Annotated in this window: 17 protein-coding genes and 1 tRNA gene; 6 read left to right on the top strand and 12 right to left on the bottom strand. The window is 67.1% G+C overall.

Going from position 1 to position 13,497, the window contains the following annotated elements:
* Position 1 precedes the first annotated feature (1 nt).
* From BTO20_RS13275 to cobC, 4 genes are read right to left on the bottom strand one after another with little or no spacing between them, the layout of a single operon-like run.
* Positions 2-1,069 carry a bifunctional RNase H/acid phosphatase gene (locus BTO20_RS13275; RefSeq protein WP_087076522.1) on the bottom strand — a complete coding sequence of 356 codons (1,068 nt, stop codon included), beginning with the start codon at positions 1,067-1,069 and terminating at the stop codon, positions 2-4.
* Positions 1,066-1,794, bottom strand: coding sequence for a zinc ribbon domain-containing protein (locus BTO20_RS13270; RefSeq protein ID WP_087076520.1), 729 nt, complete (start codon positions 1,792-1,794; stop codon positions 1,066-1,068). Before BTO20_RS13270 ends, BTO20_RS13275 begins: the two co-directional genes overlap by 4 nt.
* Before the next feature lie 13 nt (positions 1,795-1,807).
* Entirely contained in the window at positions 1,808-2,935 is a 1,128-nt protein-coding gene (locus BTO20_RS13265) for a Nif3-like dinuclear metal center hexameric protein (protein WP_408632196.1), read from the bottom strand.
* Between the two features lie 8 nt (positions 2,936-2,943).
* Positions 2,944-3,966, bottom strand: a complete 1,023-nt coding sequence (cobC, locus tag BTO20_RS13260) for an Rv2231c family pyridoxal phosphate-dependent protein CobC (RefSeq protein ID WP_087076516.1) — start codon at positions 3,964-3,966, stop codon at positions 2,944-2,946.
* An 86-nt stretch (positions 3,967-4,052) separates the two neighbouring features.
* Here cobC and BTO20_RS13255 point away from each other — a divergent pair, with 86 nt between their 5' ends.
* Genes BTO20_RS13255 through BTO20_RS13245 form a run of 3 tightly spaced genes read left to right on the top strand, consistent with a single transcriptional unit; the run spans position 4,053 to position 6,041 of the window.
* Entirely contained in the window at positions 4,053-4,700 is a 648-nt protein-coding gene (locus BTO20_RS13255; protein ID WP_087076514.1) for an HAD-IA family hydrolase, read from the top strand.
* Positions 4,693-5,223, top strand: a complete 531-nt coding sequence (locus tag BTO20_RS13250) for a low molecular weight protein-tyrosine-phosphatase (RefSeq protein ID WP_269770350.1) — start codon at positions 4,693-4,695, stop codon at positions 5,221-5,223. Before BTO20_RS13255 ends, BTO20_RS13250 begins: the two co-directional genes overlap by 8 nt.
* Positions 5,223-6,041 carry an SURF1 family cytochrome oxidase biogenesis protein gene (locus BTO20_RS13245; protein ID WP_087076510.1) on the top strand — a complete coding sequence of 273 codons (819 nt, stop codon included), beginning with the start codon at positions 5,223-5,225 and terminating at the stop codon, positions 6,039-6,041. The genes BTO20_RS13250 and BTO20_RS13245 overlap by 1 nt, the downstream gene beginning before the upstream one ends.
* Here the strand turns inward: BTO20_RS13245 and BTO20_RS13240 are convergent.
* Positions 5,995-6,957 carry a cobalamin biosynthesis protein gene (locus BTO20_RS13240; RefSeq protein ID WP_087076508.1) on the bottom strand — a complete coding sequence of 321 codons (963 nt, stop codon included), beginning with the start codon at positions 6,955-6,957 and terminating at the stop codon, positions 5,995-5,997. The two genes, BTO20_RS13245 and BTO20_RS13240, sit on opposite strands and share 47 nt — an antisense overlap.
* A 35-nt stretch (positions 6,958-6,992) precedes the next feature.
* On the opposite strand from BTO20_RS13240, the gene BTO20_RS13235 reads away from it, so the two are divergent.
* The 3 genes from BTO20_RS13235 to BTO20_RS13225 all read left to right on the top strand — a co-directional run bounded on the left by BTO20_RS13235 (position 6,993) and on the right by BTO20_RS13225 (position 8,685).
* Complete coding sequence (locus tag BTO20_RS13235) at positions 6,993-7,820, top strand: oxygenase MpaB family protein (protein WP_087076507.1); 828 nt, start codon at positions 6,993-6,995, stop codon at positions 7,818-7,820.
* A 7-nt stretch (positions 7,821-7,827) separates the two neighbouring features.
* The gene (locus BTO20_RS13230) at positions 7,828-8,223 is read left to right on the top strand and encodes a VOC family protein (RefSeq protein WP_087076505.1); all 396 of its coding nucleotides are present in this window, start codon (positions 7,828-7,830) and stop codon (positions 8,221-8,223) included.
* A 93-nt stretch (positions 8,224-8,316) separates the two neighbouring features.
* A complete protein-coding gene (locus tag BTO20_RS13225) occupies positions 8,317-8,685 on the top strand; it encodes a hypothetical protein (RefSeq protein ID WP_232491132.1) in 369 nt (122 codons plus the stop codon).
* Positions 8,686-8,693: 8 nt separating this feature from the next.
* Here the strand turns inward: BTO20_RS13225 and BTO20_RS13220 are convergent, their stop codons facing one another.
* From BTO20_RS13220 to BTO20_RS13190, 7 genes are all read right to left on the bottom strand, one after another.
* Entirely contained in the window at positions 8,694-9,386 is a 693-nt protein-coding gene (locus tag BTO20_RS13220) for a PAS and ANTAR domain-containing protein (protein ID WP_087076503.1), read from the bottom strand.
* 138 nt (positions 9,387-9,524) lie between these two features.
* Positions 9,525-10,511 (bottom strand): hypothetical protein, encoded by a 987-nt coding sequence (locus BTO20_RS13215; protein ID WP_087076501.1) that lies wholly within the window; start codon positions 10,509-10,511, stop codon positions 9,525-9,527.
* Positions 10,512-10,937: 426 nt separating this feature from the next.
* Complete coding sequence (locus BTO20_RS13210) at positions 10,938-11,993, bottom strand: hypothetical protein (protein ID WP_087076499.1); 1,056 nt, start codon at positions 11,991-11,993, stop codon at positions 10,938-10,940.
* Positions 11,994-12,047: 54 nt separating this feature from the next.
* Positions 12,048-12,305: a hypothetical protein gene (locus tag BTO20_RS13205; protein ID WP_087076497.1), complete on the bottom strand. Its 258-nt coding sequence runs from the start codon at positions 12,303-12,305 to the stop codon at positions 12,048-12,050.
* A gap of 174 nt (positions 12,306-12,479) precedes the next feature.
* A tRNA-Val gene (locus tag BTO20_RS13200) sits at positions 12,480-12,554 on the bottom strand.
* Between the two features lie 45 nt (positions 12,555-12,599).
* A complete protein-coding gene (locus BTO20_RS13195; protein WP_087076495.1) occupies positions 12,600-13,061 on the bottom strand; it encodes a peroxiredoxin in 462 nt (153 codons plus the stop codon).
* A 3-nt stretch (positions 13,062-13,064) separates the two neighbouring features.
* Positions 13,065-13,496, bottom strand: coding sequence for a DUF3052 domain-containing protein (locus tag BTO20_RS13190; protein WP_198344508.1), 432 nt, complete (start codon positions 13,494-13,496; stop codon positions 13,065-13,067).
* Position 13,497 lies beyond the last annotated feature (1 nt).

Below are 13,497 nucleotides of genomic sequence, written 5' to 3'. Positions count from 1 at the left end.
GCTACAGATAGGCGGTCTGGTTCACCAATCGCACCGACGATGCGCCGTCACCGTAGAACTCGGCGATCGACAGCGAAGCCAGGTCGAGGTGCAACCGGTAGAGGATACCCTCACCGGCGTCGAGCGCCAGCCGCAGCAGCGTCTTGATCGGCGTCACGTGTGATACCACCAGCACCGTGGTTTCACCATGTTCGGCGATGATCCTGTTGCGGACCCGGGCGATCCGCTCAGCGACCGCGTCGAAACTCTCCCCGCCGGGCGGCTCGACACTGGTGTCGCGCAGCCACCGCCGGTGCACTTCCGGATCTCGTTGCGCCGCTTCGGCGAAAGTCAGTCCCTCCCAGGCACCGAAATCCGTCTCGGTCAGGTCATCGTCGACAGTCACGTCGAGACCGAGTGCCTTGGCGGCGATCGTCGCCGTGTCGTAGGCCCGCTGCAGCGGCGAGGCCACCACCGCCGAAATCCCGCCGACCGAGGCGAGATACCGGGCTGCCGCATCGGCCTGTCCGCGGCCGAACTCGGTCAGGGCGGGATTACCCCGGCCGGAATACCGCCGCTCGACGGACAATTCGGTCTGCCCGTGCCGCAGCAACAGCATCCGCGTCGGCGCTCCCGTGGCGCCGCTCCAGCCCGGGGCCGCGGGCTTCTCGGCCACAACCGGTTTACCGGTACCGGCATCCATGGCCTCGTTCGCCAGTCGGTCGGCGTGTGCGTTCTGTGCCCGTGGAATCCAGGTGTAGGCGACCCGGTCGAACCTCGCTGCCAGCGTGGCCGCTTCCTGTTGCAGCACAACCAGATCCGGATGTTTGACGCGCCACCGGCCCGACATCTGCTCGACCACCAACTTGGAGTCCATCGACACCGCGACCTCGTCGGCGCCCACCGCTGCGGCGGCCTCCAGTCCCACGATCAAACCGCGGTACTCCGCGACGTTGTTGGTGGTGACACCGATGAACTCGTTACGCTCGGCGAGCACCGACACATGGTCGGCGCTGAACACCACCGCGCCATAGCCTGCCGGTCCGGGATTGCCCCGTGATCCGCCGTCGGCCTCGACGAGCACCTTCACGGTTTGACCCGCAACAGGATCGCACCGCATTCCGGGCAGCGCAGCACCTCGTCATCGGCCGCCGCGGTGATGCGGGCGATCTCGCCCCGGTCGATCTCGATTCGGCAGGCCCCACATCGCCGGCCCTGCAGCAACCCGGCCCCGGCGCCGCCGCGAGCCCGCTGCTTCTCATAGAGTTCGACGAGTTCTGCGTCGATCACCTCGGTCAGTGCCTTGCGCCGGGTTTGGCACACCTCACGGGTCTGATCGAGTTCCACCAGGGCGCCGTCGCGTTCCCGCTGTGCCTCCGAGAGCTTGAGCTGCAGTTCATCGATGCGGGCCAGCTCACGGGACTGCTGCGACTCCAGCTCCTCGCGGCGTTCCATGACCTCCAGCAGGGATTCCTCCAGGCTGGCCTGGCGGCGCTGCAGGGTCTCCAGTTCGTGCTGAATCTCGTTGACCTGCTTGGCTGCAACCGTTCCGCCGTCGAGCAGCGCACGGTCGCGATCTTCGCGCTGGCGTACCGAGTCGATCTCGGTCTCGAACTTGGCCACCTGGGTGCCCAAGTCCTCCAGCGCGATACCGAGTGCGGCCAGCCGGTCGTTGGCGACACCGTGCTCGGCCTGTACCTCCGCGAGCCGGGTCTGCTCGGCCAGATTCTTGGCGCGATGGGCCAGCCGCCCGAGCTCGGCATCCACCTCGGTCAGCTCCAAAAGCGAACGTTGCTGGGACACTGCAGCTTTCATAATTCTCGACTCCCTACGCTCGACTCTCGACATTCCACGGATCGGTGCGCACCGCGCTGACCCGCACCGGCAGCGTGTCACCGAAATGTTCACGCAGCACCCCGGCAGCCTGGGCACACCACGGGAACTCGCTGGCCCAGTGCGCCACATCGACCAGCGCCACCTGCGAGGCACGGCGATGCTCGTCGGCGGGGTGATGGCGCAGGTCTGCTGTGACATAAGCGTCGACACCTGCCGCGTCGACCGCACGGAGCAGGGAATCCCCCGCTCCCCCGCACACCGCCACCCGCGACACCATCGCTTCTGAATCGCCCGACGCCCGCACGCCCCACGACGTGGCGGGCAGTGCCGCGCAGACGCGAGATACGAACGCGGACAACGGCTCGGGGCTCGCCAGGACGCCGATACGGCCAAGCCCCAGATTGCCGGGGATCGGCGCCAACGCGATGATGTCGAAGGCGGGCTCCTCGTACGGGTGCGCCGCCCGCATCGCGGCCAGGACCGCAGCCCGCAGCCGTGACGGCGCGATCACCTCGACCCGGTCCTCGGCCACCTGCTCGACGGTGCCGACCTCGCCGATCGCCGGGGTGGCGCCGTCGTGCGGCAAGAACTGTCCGGTGCCGGCCACGCTCCAGCTGCACTGCGAATAGTCACCGATGCGTCCGGCACCCGCCGCGAACAGGGCGGCGCGCACCGAGGCGGCATCGGTTGCCGGGACGAACACCACCCATTTGTCCAGATCCGGGCCGGCCGCGACGGGCTCCAGCACACTGTTCACCTGCAACCCGAGCGCCTCGGCCAGCGCGTCGGATACGCCCGGCGACGCCGAATCAGCGTTGGTGTGCGCGGTGAACAGGGCCCGGCCGGTACGGATCATCTGGTGCAGCAGCGCCCCTTTGGCGGTGCTGGCGGCGACGGTGTCCACCCCGCGCAGCAGCAGCGGATGATGGGCCAGCAGCAGCCCACGCTCGGGCACCTCAGACACGACGGCGGCCGTGGCGTCGACCGCAATGGTCACCGATTCGACGGACTCGTCGGGATCCCCGCACACCAGGCCCACAGAATCCCAGTCCTGCGCGAGCCCCGGCGGGTATGCGGCATCCAGCACCGCGATGACGTCAGCCAGTCTGACGCCGGCCACCCGCGCGCTCACCTCAACACCTCCGTCACCGCGTCCACCAACACCGGCCACTCCGCCCGCACGGCGGCCCGCAGGTAATTCGCCGGCAGACCCACGAACGTATCGCAGCGTCGCACCGCAATACCTTTGCTTTCCAGATGTTTTCGCATCAGCTCCGCATCCGGCACACCGAACAGGACAAACGGTGCTGTCCCGGCCACCACGTCGAGGCCGAGAGCACGCAGCGCTGCGGCCATCGCAGTGCGCAGCGCCGCCAGCCTACGGGCCGCTGCCTCGGCCTCGGCGACCGCAGCGGGCGTGCTGGTGGCGGCGATGGCCTCCAGCTGCAGCGTGCCCAGCGGCCAGTGGGCCCGCCGGGCGGTGAGGCGGGCGAGCACCTCGGGCGCGCCGAGCGCGTACCCGACGCGCAAGCCGGCCAACGCCCACGTCTTGGTCAAGCTTCGCAGCACCAGCACATCGGGCAGCGCGTCACCGGCCAGCGACTCGGGTTCGCCCGGGATGGCGTCGGCGAAGGCCTCGTCGACCACCACCAGGCGCCCTGGCCGGCGCAGCGCCAGGATGTCCTCACGCGAGTGCAGCACCCCGGTCGGATTGGTCGGATTGCCGATCACCACGAGATCGGCGTCGTCCGGTATGGCGACACTCGAGAGCCGGAACGGCGGCTCCAGGACCGCATGGTGAACCGGCACCCCGGCGGCGGTCAGGACCGCCTCCGGTTCGGTGAACGACGGCGCAATCAGCGCGGCCAATCGCGGCCGCAAGTCAACGAGCAGCGCGAAACCCTCGGCACCGCCTGCGAGCAGCGCAACGTCGGATTCACGACGTCCGTGCCGTGCGGCGACCGCCGAGACCGCGCGCCGTTCGTCGGCCGCGCTGGGATAACGGCCCAGATCAGCCAGCCGGGCAGCAAGCCGCGCGGTCAGCCAGTCCGGTGGCGCGCCGGCGCGTACGTTGACCGCGAAGTCCAGCTGCCCGGGCAATGCGGCCTGGTCACCGTGGTAGCGGGCGGCCGCGCGGGTTGGACTTGCCACAGCACGACAGTAGTGGTCGGGACCCTGTCTCGGGCATCGGGGAGAATGGGTCTGTGACTGGTCCTGTAACTGACGCGTCGGCCGCTATGCGCCCAGAGCTGGTGCTCTTCGACCTCGACGGCACCCTGACCGATTCTGCCGACGGAGTCGTGTCCAGCTTCCGCCACGCGCTGGCACAGGTCGGCGCCCCCGTCCCCGAGGGAGACCTCGCCAGCCTCGTGGTCGGGGCGCCCATGCACTACACGCTGGGTGGTATGGGTCTCGGTGCCGACGCCGACGCCGCGATCGCCGCCTACCGCGCCGACTACACGAGCCGCGGGTGGGCGATGAACCGGCTGTTCGACGGCATCGAGCCGCTGCTCGCCGATCTGAAAAAGGCCGGGATCCGGCTGGCGGTGGCCACCTCGAAGGCCGAGCCGACCGCTCGACACATCCTCGAGCACTTCGGTCTCGACGGGTACTTCGAGGTGATCGCCGGGGCCAGCCCGGACGGCACCCGGGCGGCAAAGGCCGACGTGGTGGCCCATGCGCTGGCACAACTGCAGCCGCTGCCGCAACGCGTGCTCATGGTCGGCGACCGCGCCCACGATGTCGAGGGCGCGGCGGAACACGGCATCGACACCGTGGTGGTCGCCTGGGGGTACGGGCGCCACGACTTCACCGGGCCAGCCGCGTTGACCGCGCACGCCCATGTCGAGACCGTCGAATCGCTGCGCGAGGTGCTCGGTGTCTGAGCGGCGGGCAGGAGCGCAGCGACCGGGGAATCGGCACAGCCTGCATGTCACGTTCGTATGCTCGGGCAACATCTGCCGGTCGCCGATGGCCGAGAAGATGTTCGCCCACCAGATCAGCCAACGCGGCCTGGCCGACCGGGTGCGGGTGAGCAGTGCAGGTACCGGCAACTGGCACGCCGGGGACGGCGCGGACCACCGCGCCTGCCGGGTGCTGCGCGCGCACGGGTATCCCACCGACCACCGCGCCGCGCAGATGAACGCCGATCACCTGGGCGCCGATCTGGTCATCGCGCTGGGCCGCAACCATGCCCGGATCCTGACCGAGCACGGCGTCGACGCCCATCGGTTGCGGATGCTTCGGTCGTTCGACCCGCGCTCGGCGGCCCACACGCCCGATGTCGAGGACCCCTACTACGGGTCCCAGACTGATTTCGAAGAAGTCTTGGCCGTCATCGAGGCATCGCTGCCGGGACTGCACGACTGGGTCGACGCTGCCCTGGCCGAGCGAGAAAGCCCGCGCTGATGCGCAGACTCGGGTTCCTGCTCAGGCCACAGTGGCTGGCGCTGTTCGTCGTGGTGATGGCGTTCGCCTATCTGTGTTTCACCGTGCTGGCGCCGTGGCAGCTGGGCAAGAACACCAGGACATCGCGGGAGAACAACCAGATCGCGTCCTCGCTGAAGGCCGAGCCGGTTGCGGTGAAAAACCTTCTGCCGCATCAGGATTCGAGTGCTCCCGACGAACAGTGGCAGCGGGTCACCGCCACCGGACACTACCTGCCCGAAGCTCAGGTCCTGGCCCGGCTCCGCGTCGTCGACGGTGACCCCGCATACGAGGTGCTGACACCGTTCGCCGTCGACGGCGGCCCCACCGTGCTCGTCAACCGTGGCTATGTCCGACCTCAGCAGGGCACCTCGGTGCCGCCGATCCCGGACGCACCCCGCAACCAGGTGACCATCACTGCCCGGCTGCGGGATTCCGAGGCGGTGGTCAGCGGCAAGGAGCCCTTCCGTGCCGACGGCGCCCAGCAGGTCTACTCGATCAGCACCTCACAGATCGCCACCGTGACCGGCGTGCCGCTGGCCGGCTCGTATCTGCAGCTGGTGGAGGACCAGCCCGGTGGTCTTGGTGTCATTCCGCTGCCCCACCTCGACGCCGGACCGTTCCTGTCGTATGGGATCCAATGGATCGCGTTCGGCATCGTCGCCCCGATCGGGTTGGGCTACTTCGTCTTTGCCGAGATCAAGCAGCGGCGCGCCGAACGCGCGTCCCGCCCGGCGACCCCGGCCGCTCCGCTCACCACCGAGGAGAAGCTCGCCGACCGGTACGGCAAGCGGCGCTGAGCGCCGACACCACCACGGCGACCAGCGCGGAACCGGCCTGCACGGCCCGCGAGAGCCGCACCGCGCGGTCCAGATCGGCGACCTCGGGAATCCGCCCGTCGCCCAGCGTGGGCCGGATCTCCAACCGATGGGCATACTGCGTCGGGCCACCGAGGCGCACCCCCAGCGCCCCGGCGAACGAGGCCTCCGCGACCCCGGCGTTCGGGCTGGGATGACGCGCGGCGTCGTTGCGCCAGGCACGAAGCGCCGCCGTCGCAGAGCCATCCACCGCGGGTGCGCACGCCGCCACCAGGATCCCCGTCAACCGGGCCGGAATGTAATTGAGCAGATCGTCGAATCGTGCTGCCGCCCAACCGAACCGCTCGTAGCGCGGCGACCGGTGCCCGATCATCGCGTCGAGCGTGTTGGCGCCGCGGTACACCAGCACACCCGGCACTCCCGCCACGGCAGCCCAGAACATCGGCGCCACCTGCGCGTCGGACGTGTTCTCCGCCAACGATTCCACCGTCGCACGCGCGATGCCCGCCGCGTCCAGCGCCGCCGGGTCCCGCCCGCACAACGACGGCAGTAGCCGGCGCGCCCCGTCGATGTCGCCGGCGGCGAGCAGATCCGCCATCTGCCCGCCCACGCGGTTCAGCGACGTGCCCCCCAGGGTGGTGAACGTCGCAGCGGCCGTCACCCAGATCCGGCCGCGCCGCCCTGCCAGCATGCCCAGCAGCCACAGGCCGCTCAGCAGCAGCCCGGTATGCCGCAGTCCCGCCCGGCGGCTGTCCGCGTAGGTCAGTCGCTCCAACCGCGCCGCGACGGTTCCGAAACCGGCAACCGGGTGGCCACGCCGCGGGTCACCCAGCAGCAGATCGGCGAGGTACCCGGCGGCGATGCCGGCAGCCCGGCCGTGACACGTCGGTGCAAACACGTCGGCAGCGTCTCACAAGTGGTCTACTCGATTTCATGAGGCTGGGTCCGCCGCGACGGCCGCGCAGGGTGGTCGATCTGCTCAACCCCGCTGCGGTGCTGCTGCCCGCGGCCAACGTCATCATGCAACTGTCCTCGCCAGGAGTCGGGTACGGCGTGCTGGAGAGCCCCGTGGACAGCGGCAACGTGTACAAGCACCCGTTCAAGCGGGCTCGCACTACCGGCACCTATCTGGCCGCGGCCACCCTCGGCACCGACGCGGACCGCGCACTGATCCGCGCCGAGGTCGACAAGGTCCATGCGTTGGTGCGCTCGAAAACATCAAGTCCGGTGTCCTACAACGCTTTCGACCCCAAGCTGCAGTTGTGGGTGGCGGCCTGCCTGTACCGGTACTACATCGACATGCACGAGTTCCTCTACGGTCCGCTCGACGACGCGTCGGCCGACGCGATCTACGCCGACGCCCGCAGGCTCGGCACCACCCTGCAGGTCCGCGACGGCATGTGGCCCGCGGACCGGCAGGCCTTCGACGAGTACTGGAAACGGTCACTGGACGGTCTTCGCATCGACCCGCCGGTCCGGGAGCACCTGCACGGGGTGGCCGCGATGGCGTTCCTGCCCGCGCCGCTGCGGTTGCTGGCGGGCCCGTTCAACCTGTTTGCCACCACAGGGTTTCTTCCGCAGGCATTCCGCGACCACATGCAATTGGCCTGGACGGCCGAACAGCAGCGCCGATTCGAGCTGCTGCTGACCGGCCTGCGGGTCGCCGATCGGGTCATCCCTCGCGATGTGTGGGTTTTCTTGTACCGGCTCTACCTCTGGGACATGCGTTCCCGGGCCCGCCGGGGCCGGCGTGTGGTATGACGCTGGCATGGCATTCCCTGCTCTCAACCATGTCGCTGTGACCGTGCGTGACCTCGCCGTCAGTGGGCCCTGGTATCGCGCATTGATCGGAGCCGACCCGGTGCTCGACGAACGCACCGACGCCGGGTTCCACCACCTCGTGTGGCTGCTCGACGGCGGCACCCTCTTCGGCATCCATCAACACGACCAACCGGCCACCGACGAGCAGTTCAGCGAGTTCAAGCTCGGGTTGGACCACGTCAGCTTCGGTTGCGCCGCACGATCCGATCTCGAGGGCTGGGAAACCAAACTCAACGAATTGGGCATCGAACACGGCGGCATCGTCGACGCGCCGTACGGCTCGGGCTTGAGTTTCCGCGATCCTGACGGCATCGCATTGGAATTTTTCGCGCCTGCCGGTTAGACGGTACATCGAGTCTCCGGTTCGTTTCGGCTCAGCCGAATAGTTCAGGCCAACGGGGGAACACAGACCTGAGCCCACCGAGGAGGCGCCACGATGGCCACTACCGACGATCCGGGATCCCGAGCGGCTGAAGCGGCACGCAGAGCCGCTGAACTGCGCCGGCGAACTGAAGGTTTCACTGCAGGACCGTCGCTTGGTTACGACGACGTCGAACAAGCCGAACGCAGCGCGGAAAGAGCGCGTATCCGCGCTGCGCAGGCGGCCCGCTCAGCCGCGCGCAGCCTCGAAAAGACAGCCCGACTTCACGAGCGGGTCGCAGAAGTGGACGAACAAACCGTCCGACAGGGCGCCAGTTCTACCGACGTGCACGACGAGTCTGCGGCATTTCATCGCCAGTCGGCGCAGGGCGACTACAAGCTGGCTGCGGACAAGCGCAATGAGGCAGACGCCGGCGAGAGCTGAGCCAGCGTTCACTCCCCGGCGTCGGCAAGCGACATCAGGAAGTGGTCGATCTGACCGCGTCCGGACGGTTGAAGATCCAGCAGCGCAGGCACTTTCAACACAACCTCACGGGCGATGTCGCGCACCTTGATATTCGCTTCCTGCGACCGCCACCGCAGCAGGTGAAAAGCAGCACGAGCATCGATGGCGTAGGCCACCATCAGCATGCCTTTGGCTTGTTCGATCACCGCGCGGTCGGCGACGATCGTGCGCAACTCATCGCCGACCTCGCGTTGGAGTTCGTCCTCAACCGCACCGGTGACATCGACATACAGGCCCCGTGTCGCGACAATCCGCTTGCTTTCGTCCGAGACCGCCTCCCCGACCACGACGACCTTGCGGATCTCTCCGGTAGTGGTGTAGATGCGGTGGCGGCTGCTGAACGGCGCTTCGGCTTGCCCCAGCAAGGTCTTCACGTGAGCGAGGTCGTCGGGATGCTTGTGGCGAAGCATCAGCTCCGTGGTCGGCTGCACCTCTCCCGGCTCATAACCGTGCATCCGCGCAACAGCGTCGGACCACGTCCACGCATCCGTGTCGTATCGGTATTCGAATCTGCCGACTCGCTGCGGCGGCCCTCCAAGGACCGCCCTGTCGACGTCACCGGCAGCACGCTCATCCACGCCGGTGGCCGATTCCAGCTCGAAATTCTCAGTGGGGGCCACGCCCAAGGAAGTACCACGTAGCCGGGGAAGTCGTGGGTTTCATGTCCAGTCATTTCGCTAATTGGCCACTGCCTGGGTTGTCGACTCCCAGTACGGCGGGGCCTGAGTTTCCGCGATCCCAAACGCTTCGCGCCGGCGTTATATAACGCGCCAGATCGCACCTACACCCTGAGCGGGTGCGCATGGTCGATATGTGAACCGCCCCGGGAGTTCGACGGTGATTTCGATCTTTTGCGATGCCTTCACCGAGACCTTCACTTTTGCACTTACGTCAGATCCCTTTGCCACACCCAGGCTGTAGTCTCGGGCGTTACCTTGTTCGACTGTTCTTTTGATCGTTGTGCCCTCAGAAGCACCGGCGAGATCGATGTCGTCTCCATCCTGCTGACCGACTAGGGCATCAAGTTCGTCCTTGTCACAGTCCGCGACTATGAGTCGTCCGTGACGGGTGTCGTCTTTGACATAGCCCCACCCCAGCAGCTTTGGTCCCGTACTCAAACGGAAACCGTAAGGGACAGCCAGGCATGGCACCTCGAGGTCGCCACGACGGCCCCTTCCGCCCTCGCAGGCGTATTCCTCGGCGACCGTCACCTTGCAGGTCTTGTCCGCGCCCATCCCGTTGCCGAACACCTTCAATTCAAAGCCGGTGTCGCTTGTTGTTTCCGTAGAGCACCTCATCGAGACCTTTGACTTCTTGGCTTTCGGCGAACCAAGAATGAAGATTGGAACGGTCACGACGAAACTGTGCACCCCCGGCAATTCCTCCAGCGGTAGAAAGTACTCCTTGAAGAAGTCGCGGAATTTGCGTTTCTTGTTGAGGTGTTGCAAGAGAAGCTCATCTTGCTTCCGCTCGAACGCCTCCTCACGTGACCCCGGTATCGGATCAGCTTTGCGCAGCGGCCTCGACGGTTTCCACGCAGTGCTCGCCGCGAGCGTGAGTTCCTTGCCGTCCTTGATCAGATCTTCGGGTGCACCCGCACTCAGAGCTTGGTCGAGCAGGGTAACGATGCGTTCTGTTCCGTAACGCGGTACCTCATCGAAGTCCACGGTCTCAATCGTCGTCAGGGGCTGATCGATAACCTCAGCATCCGAAGTCTTCTCACCGTGCTGCTGCATGGACGTCATTAACACCCACCTGACCAATGTTGACCTACCTCAAGTGTCAGCCCAGTTCCCCTCACTGGACTGGCTTTTGCGTGCATCGGTGCGGTCAGCGGCTGTCAGCGCTCGCTTCTCGGACCGACTCACGTATGCGGCCAACAGCGCCTGCAGCCACGCCACCGCAGCGGCACCACCGTGCCGGGCGCGATGCCCGACCAGAAGACGTGCGTTGAATCTTCGCGCAGGACGCTCTCCCTCACGCCCATGAAGGGAACCGCCCCGAGGCTCGTCGGAGAGGGGTCGGGAGAATACGCCTTGCGCCATCCGATCACGGAGGGAATGTCGCCGCCCGTAGCGCTCGGCTGGAACGCGTTCCGAACAGGATGCATGACGGCGTGTGCAAAGGTTGGTTGATGGTCGTGGGCGGTAGCTGGCGCGTGAATCCGCTCATCACTGATAGTCGTTGCGCCCCAGTGGAAACAGCAGCGCCCGGTCTACCGTTCGAATCAGTGCACGTTGGATGGAACGCAGCTGCGCGAGAGCATCGGTGTCGCTGAACGGGCTGACCAGTTCGAACTCCACCCCAGCACCGAACATGTCACTGGCCCAACTGAGCTCGGCGAGGAACTGGATGCGCGACCAGTCCAGCGTCGACAGGTCCGGCTTGTCACGACCCAACTGATGGCGGAGCCGAGTGATATCCGCCTCGAAGTCCGCCCTGCCCGTGTAACCGAGAGCTTCGATCGGCGGCGGGTGGCCAGCGGCGATCCCGTCCCACACCGACAACGCGGAGTCCAGGAAACGCCTCTGTTCCCCGGACAGCACGGGCCCGGCCTCAGCCTCCCGCCGCATCTGCTCGGCGTGGTCGGCAACCGCCGCCGCTACATCGTCTTCCGTCGCACCAATGTGCGCGAGGAAAGCACTCTTCACAGCCTCGGAGAGCGCGCCGATCTCCGCGCCGAGCCGCATCCGCGGACCCGCGCCCGCCGCGACGATCTGCTCAACCAACACCCCTTGATCCGGTTCGGACGAACCCCGCACATACGTGCTGTACCGCACCCACAACGCCTGGTTGTTCAACGCGATGAAGCCGTCGGTGCGCACTCCGCACACCCCGGACAGCTTCGGCATCACCATCGGATCGACGCGGATACCCTCGGCGTTCCATTCCCGGAGGCCCTTGTCGGCGCCCGCTATCAGCAGCTCGGGTTCGGGCATGCCGGTGAACCGGAAAGCGCTCAGCGCTTGCAGTCCCGCCCACCCTGGGTGTCCCTCCACGGTGGTCCCCACGACGCGCAGCGGAGTCGCAACACCTTCGGCGACCGCCAGCGTCCGCCACCCGTCCGGCACCGGGGTGTCGGTCAGCCACCCGGCCTCCGCGGCTGACAGCGGGGTCCACCCGCGCACCTGTGTGGCGATCAGATCGAGCAGCGACGACTCGGCCAGGACACGGCCCCACGAGGACTCGCCCCCGTGGAGGTTCCCGAACGGCTCGGTCTCACTCATCACACATCAACCCCATCCCACGTTCCCGCGTCCGCATCCCCATCACATTCGCACTCAGCCCGGCGACAACAGCAACAGCCCCAGCAGTGCCGCCAGGCTCAGGCCGCCGGCCGCTGCCGCGGGGGCACTGATCTGCCCCGGACTCAGGTCCCCGCCCAAGCTGGGTGGAGCCAGCGCCGCCCGCATGTGCGCATTCCACAGCCGGTCTGCGGAGCCGCTGTTCAGCAACTCGTCACCGAGCTCAGTGAGCTTCAACGTCGCGGGCAGGTCACGCATCAACGCGGCGACGGTGACAGCAGCTGTGTACTCCATCGGGTGTGCCACTACTCGGTGCGATGCTGCGAGATCCGTTGGCGCCGCGCACGATCAACCCTGCCTGATCCGGATTCGCGCCGTGCTCGAGGACCTGGAGAACACCTGGGTTATCGGGGCGCGCGCCGCGGACCCCGGCTCCAGGAAATTCGGGCTCCTGGCCTGGGGGAAGACTGGTGGGCGCGGACGGTATCGAACCGCCGACCGCTGGTGTGTAAAACCAGAGCTCTACCACTGAGCTACGCGCCCCGTCGCAGGCACGGTACACGGCGGGGCACCTTGACCGGAAATCCGCTAGGCGCGCAGGGCCGCCAAGGCCTGCCGCCATACGGATTGATCGCGTGGCTGACCGGGTTCCATCGCCTCGGCGAAGCGGATGACGCCGGAACGGTCGATGACGAAGGTGCCGCGATTCGGGTAGCCGGCATCGTCGTTGAAAACCCCGTAGGCCTGTGAGACGGCGCCGTGCGGCCAAAAGTCGGACAGCACCGGAAAAGTGAAACCGCTTTGGGCAGACCAGATCTTGTGGGTGGGCGGGGGCCCGACGGAGATCGTCAGCGTCGCGGTGTCGTCGTTGTGGTAGGCGGCGAGGTTGTCCCGGATCTCATCGAGCTCGCCTTGGCAGACGGCGGTGAATGCCAATGGGAAGAACACCAGCAGCACGTCTTTGGTGTTGCGGAAGCCGCTCAGGGTCACCGGGCGGCCGTTCTGGTCCCGCAGCGTGAAATCGGGCGCTGCGGTTCCCACCTCGAGCACCGGCTAGCGCCGCCCAGCAGCCTTGGACTTCGGCTGCACCAGCCGGCTCGCTGTCCAGTCCCCCAGCTTGGCCGACGAGGTCTGCATCAACCCGGCGGTCGGAGCCGATTCGGCGATCTCGGCGGGCTGCACGTGCCCGGGCTTGCCGGTCTTGGGCGTCACCACCCAGATGACCCCGTCCTCGGCCAGTGGGGTGATGGCGTCCATCAGCCGGTCTACGAGGTCCCCGTCGCCGTCCCGCCACCACAGCAAGACGACGTCGACCACTTCGTCCGAATCTTCGTCGAGCAGCTCAGAGCCGCACGCATCCTCGATGTCGGCCCGGATGTCGTCGTCGGTGTCCTCATCCCAGCCCAATTCCTGGACTATCTGATCCTTGTTGATGCCCAGACTTTGGGCGTAGTTCGGGTCAGAGTCCTTCCCCGCCGCGACCACC

Origin of the sequence: Mycobacterium dioxanotrophicus (assembly GCF_002157835.1) — a bacterium.
Taxonomy (GTDB): domain Bacteria; phylum Actinomycetota; class Actinomycetes; order Mycobacteriales; family Mycobacteriaceae; genus Mycobacterium; species Mycobacterium dioxanotrophicus.
Note: the sequence above shows the minus strand (reverse complement) of the source record. Positions and strands in the feature narration are given on the sequence as shown.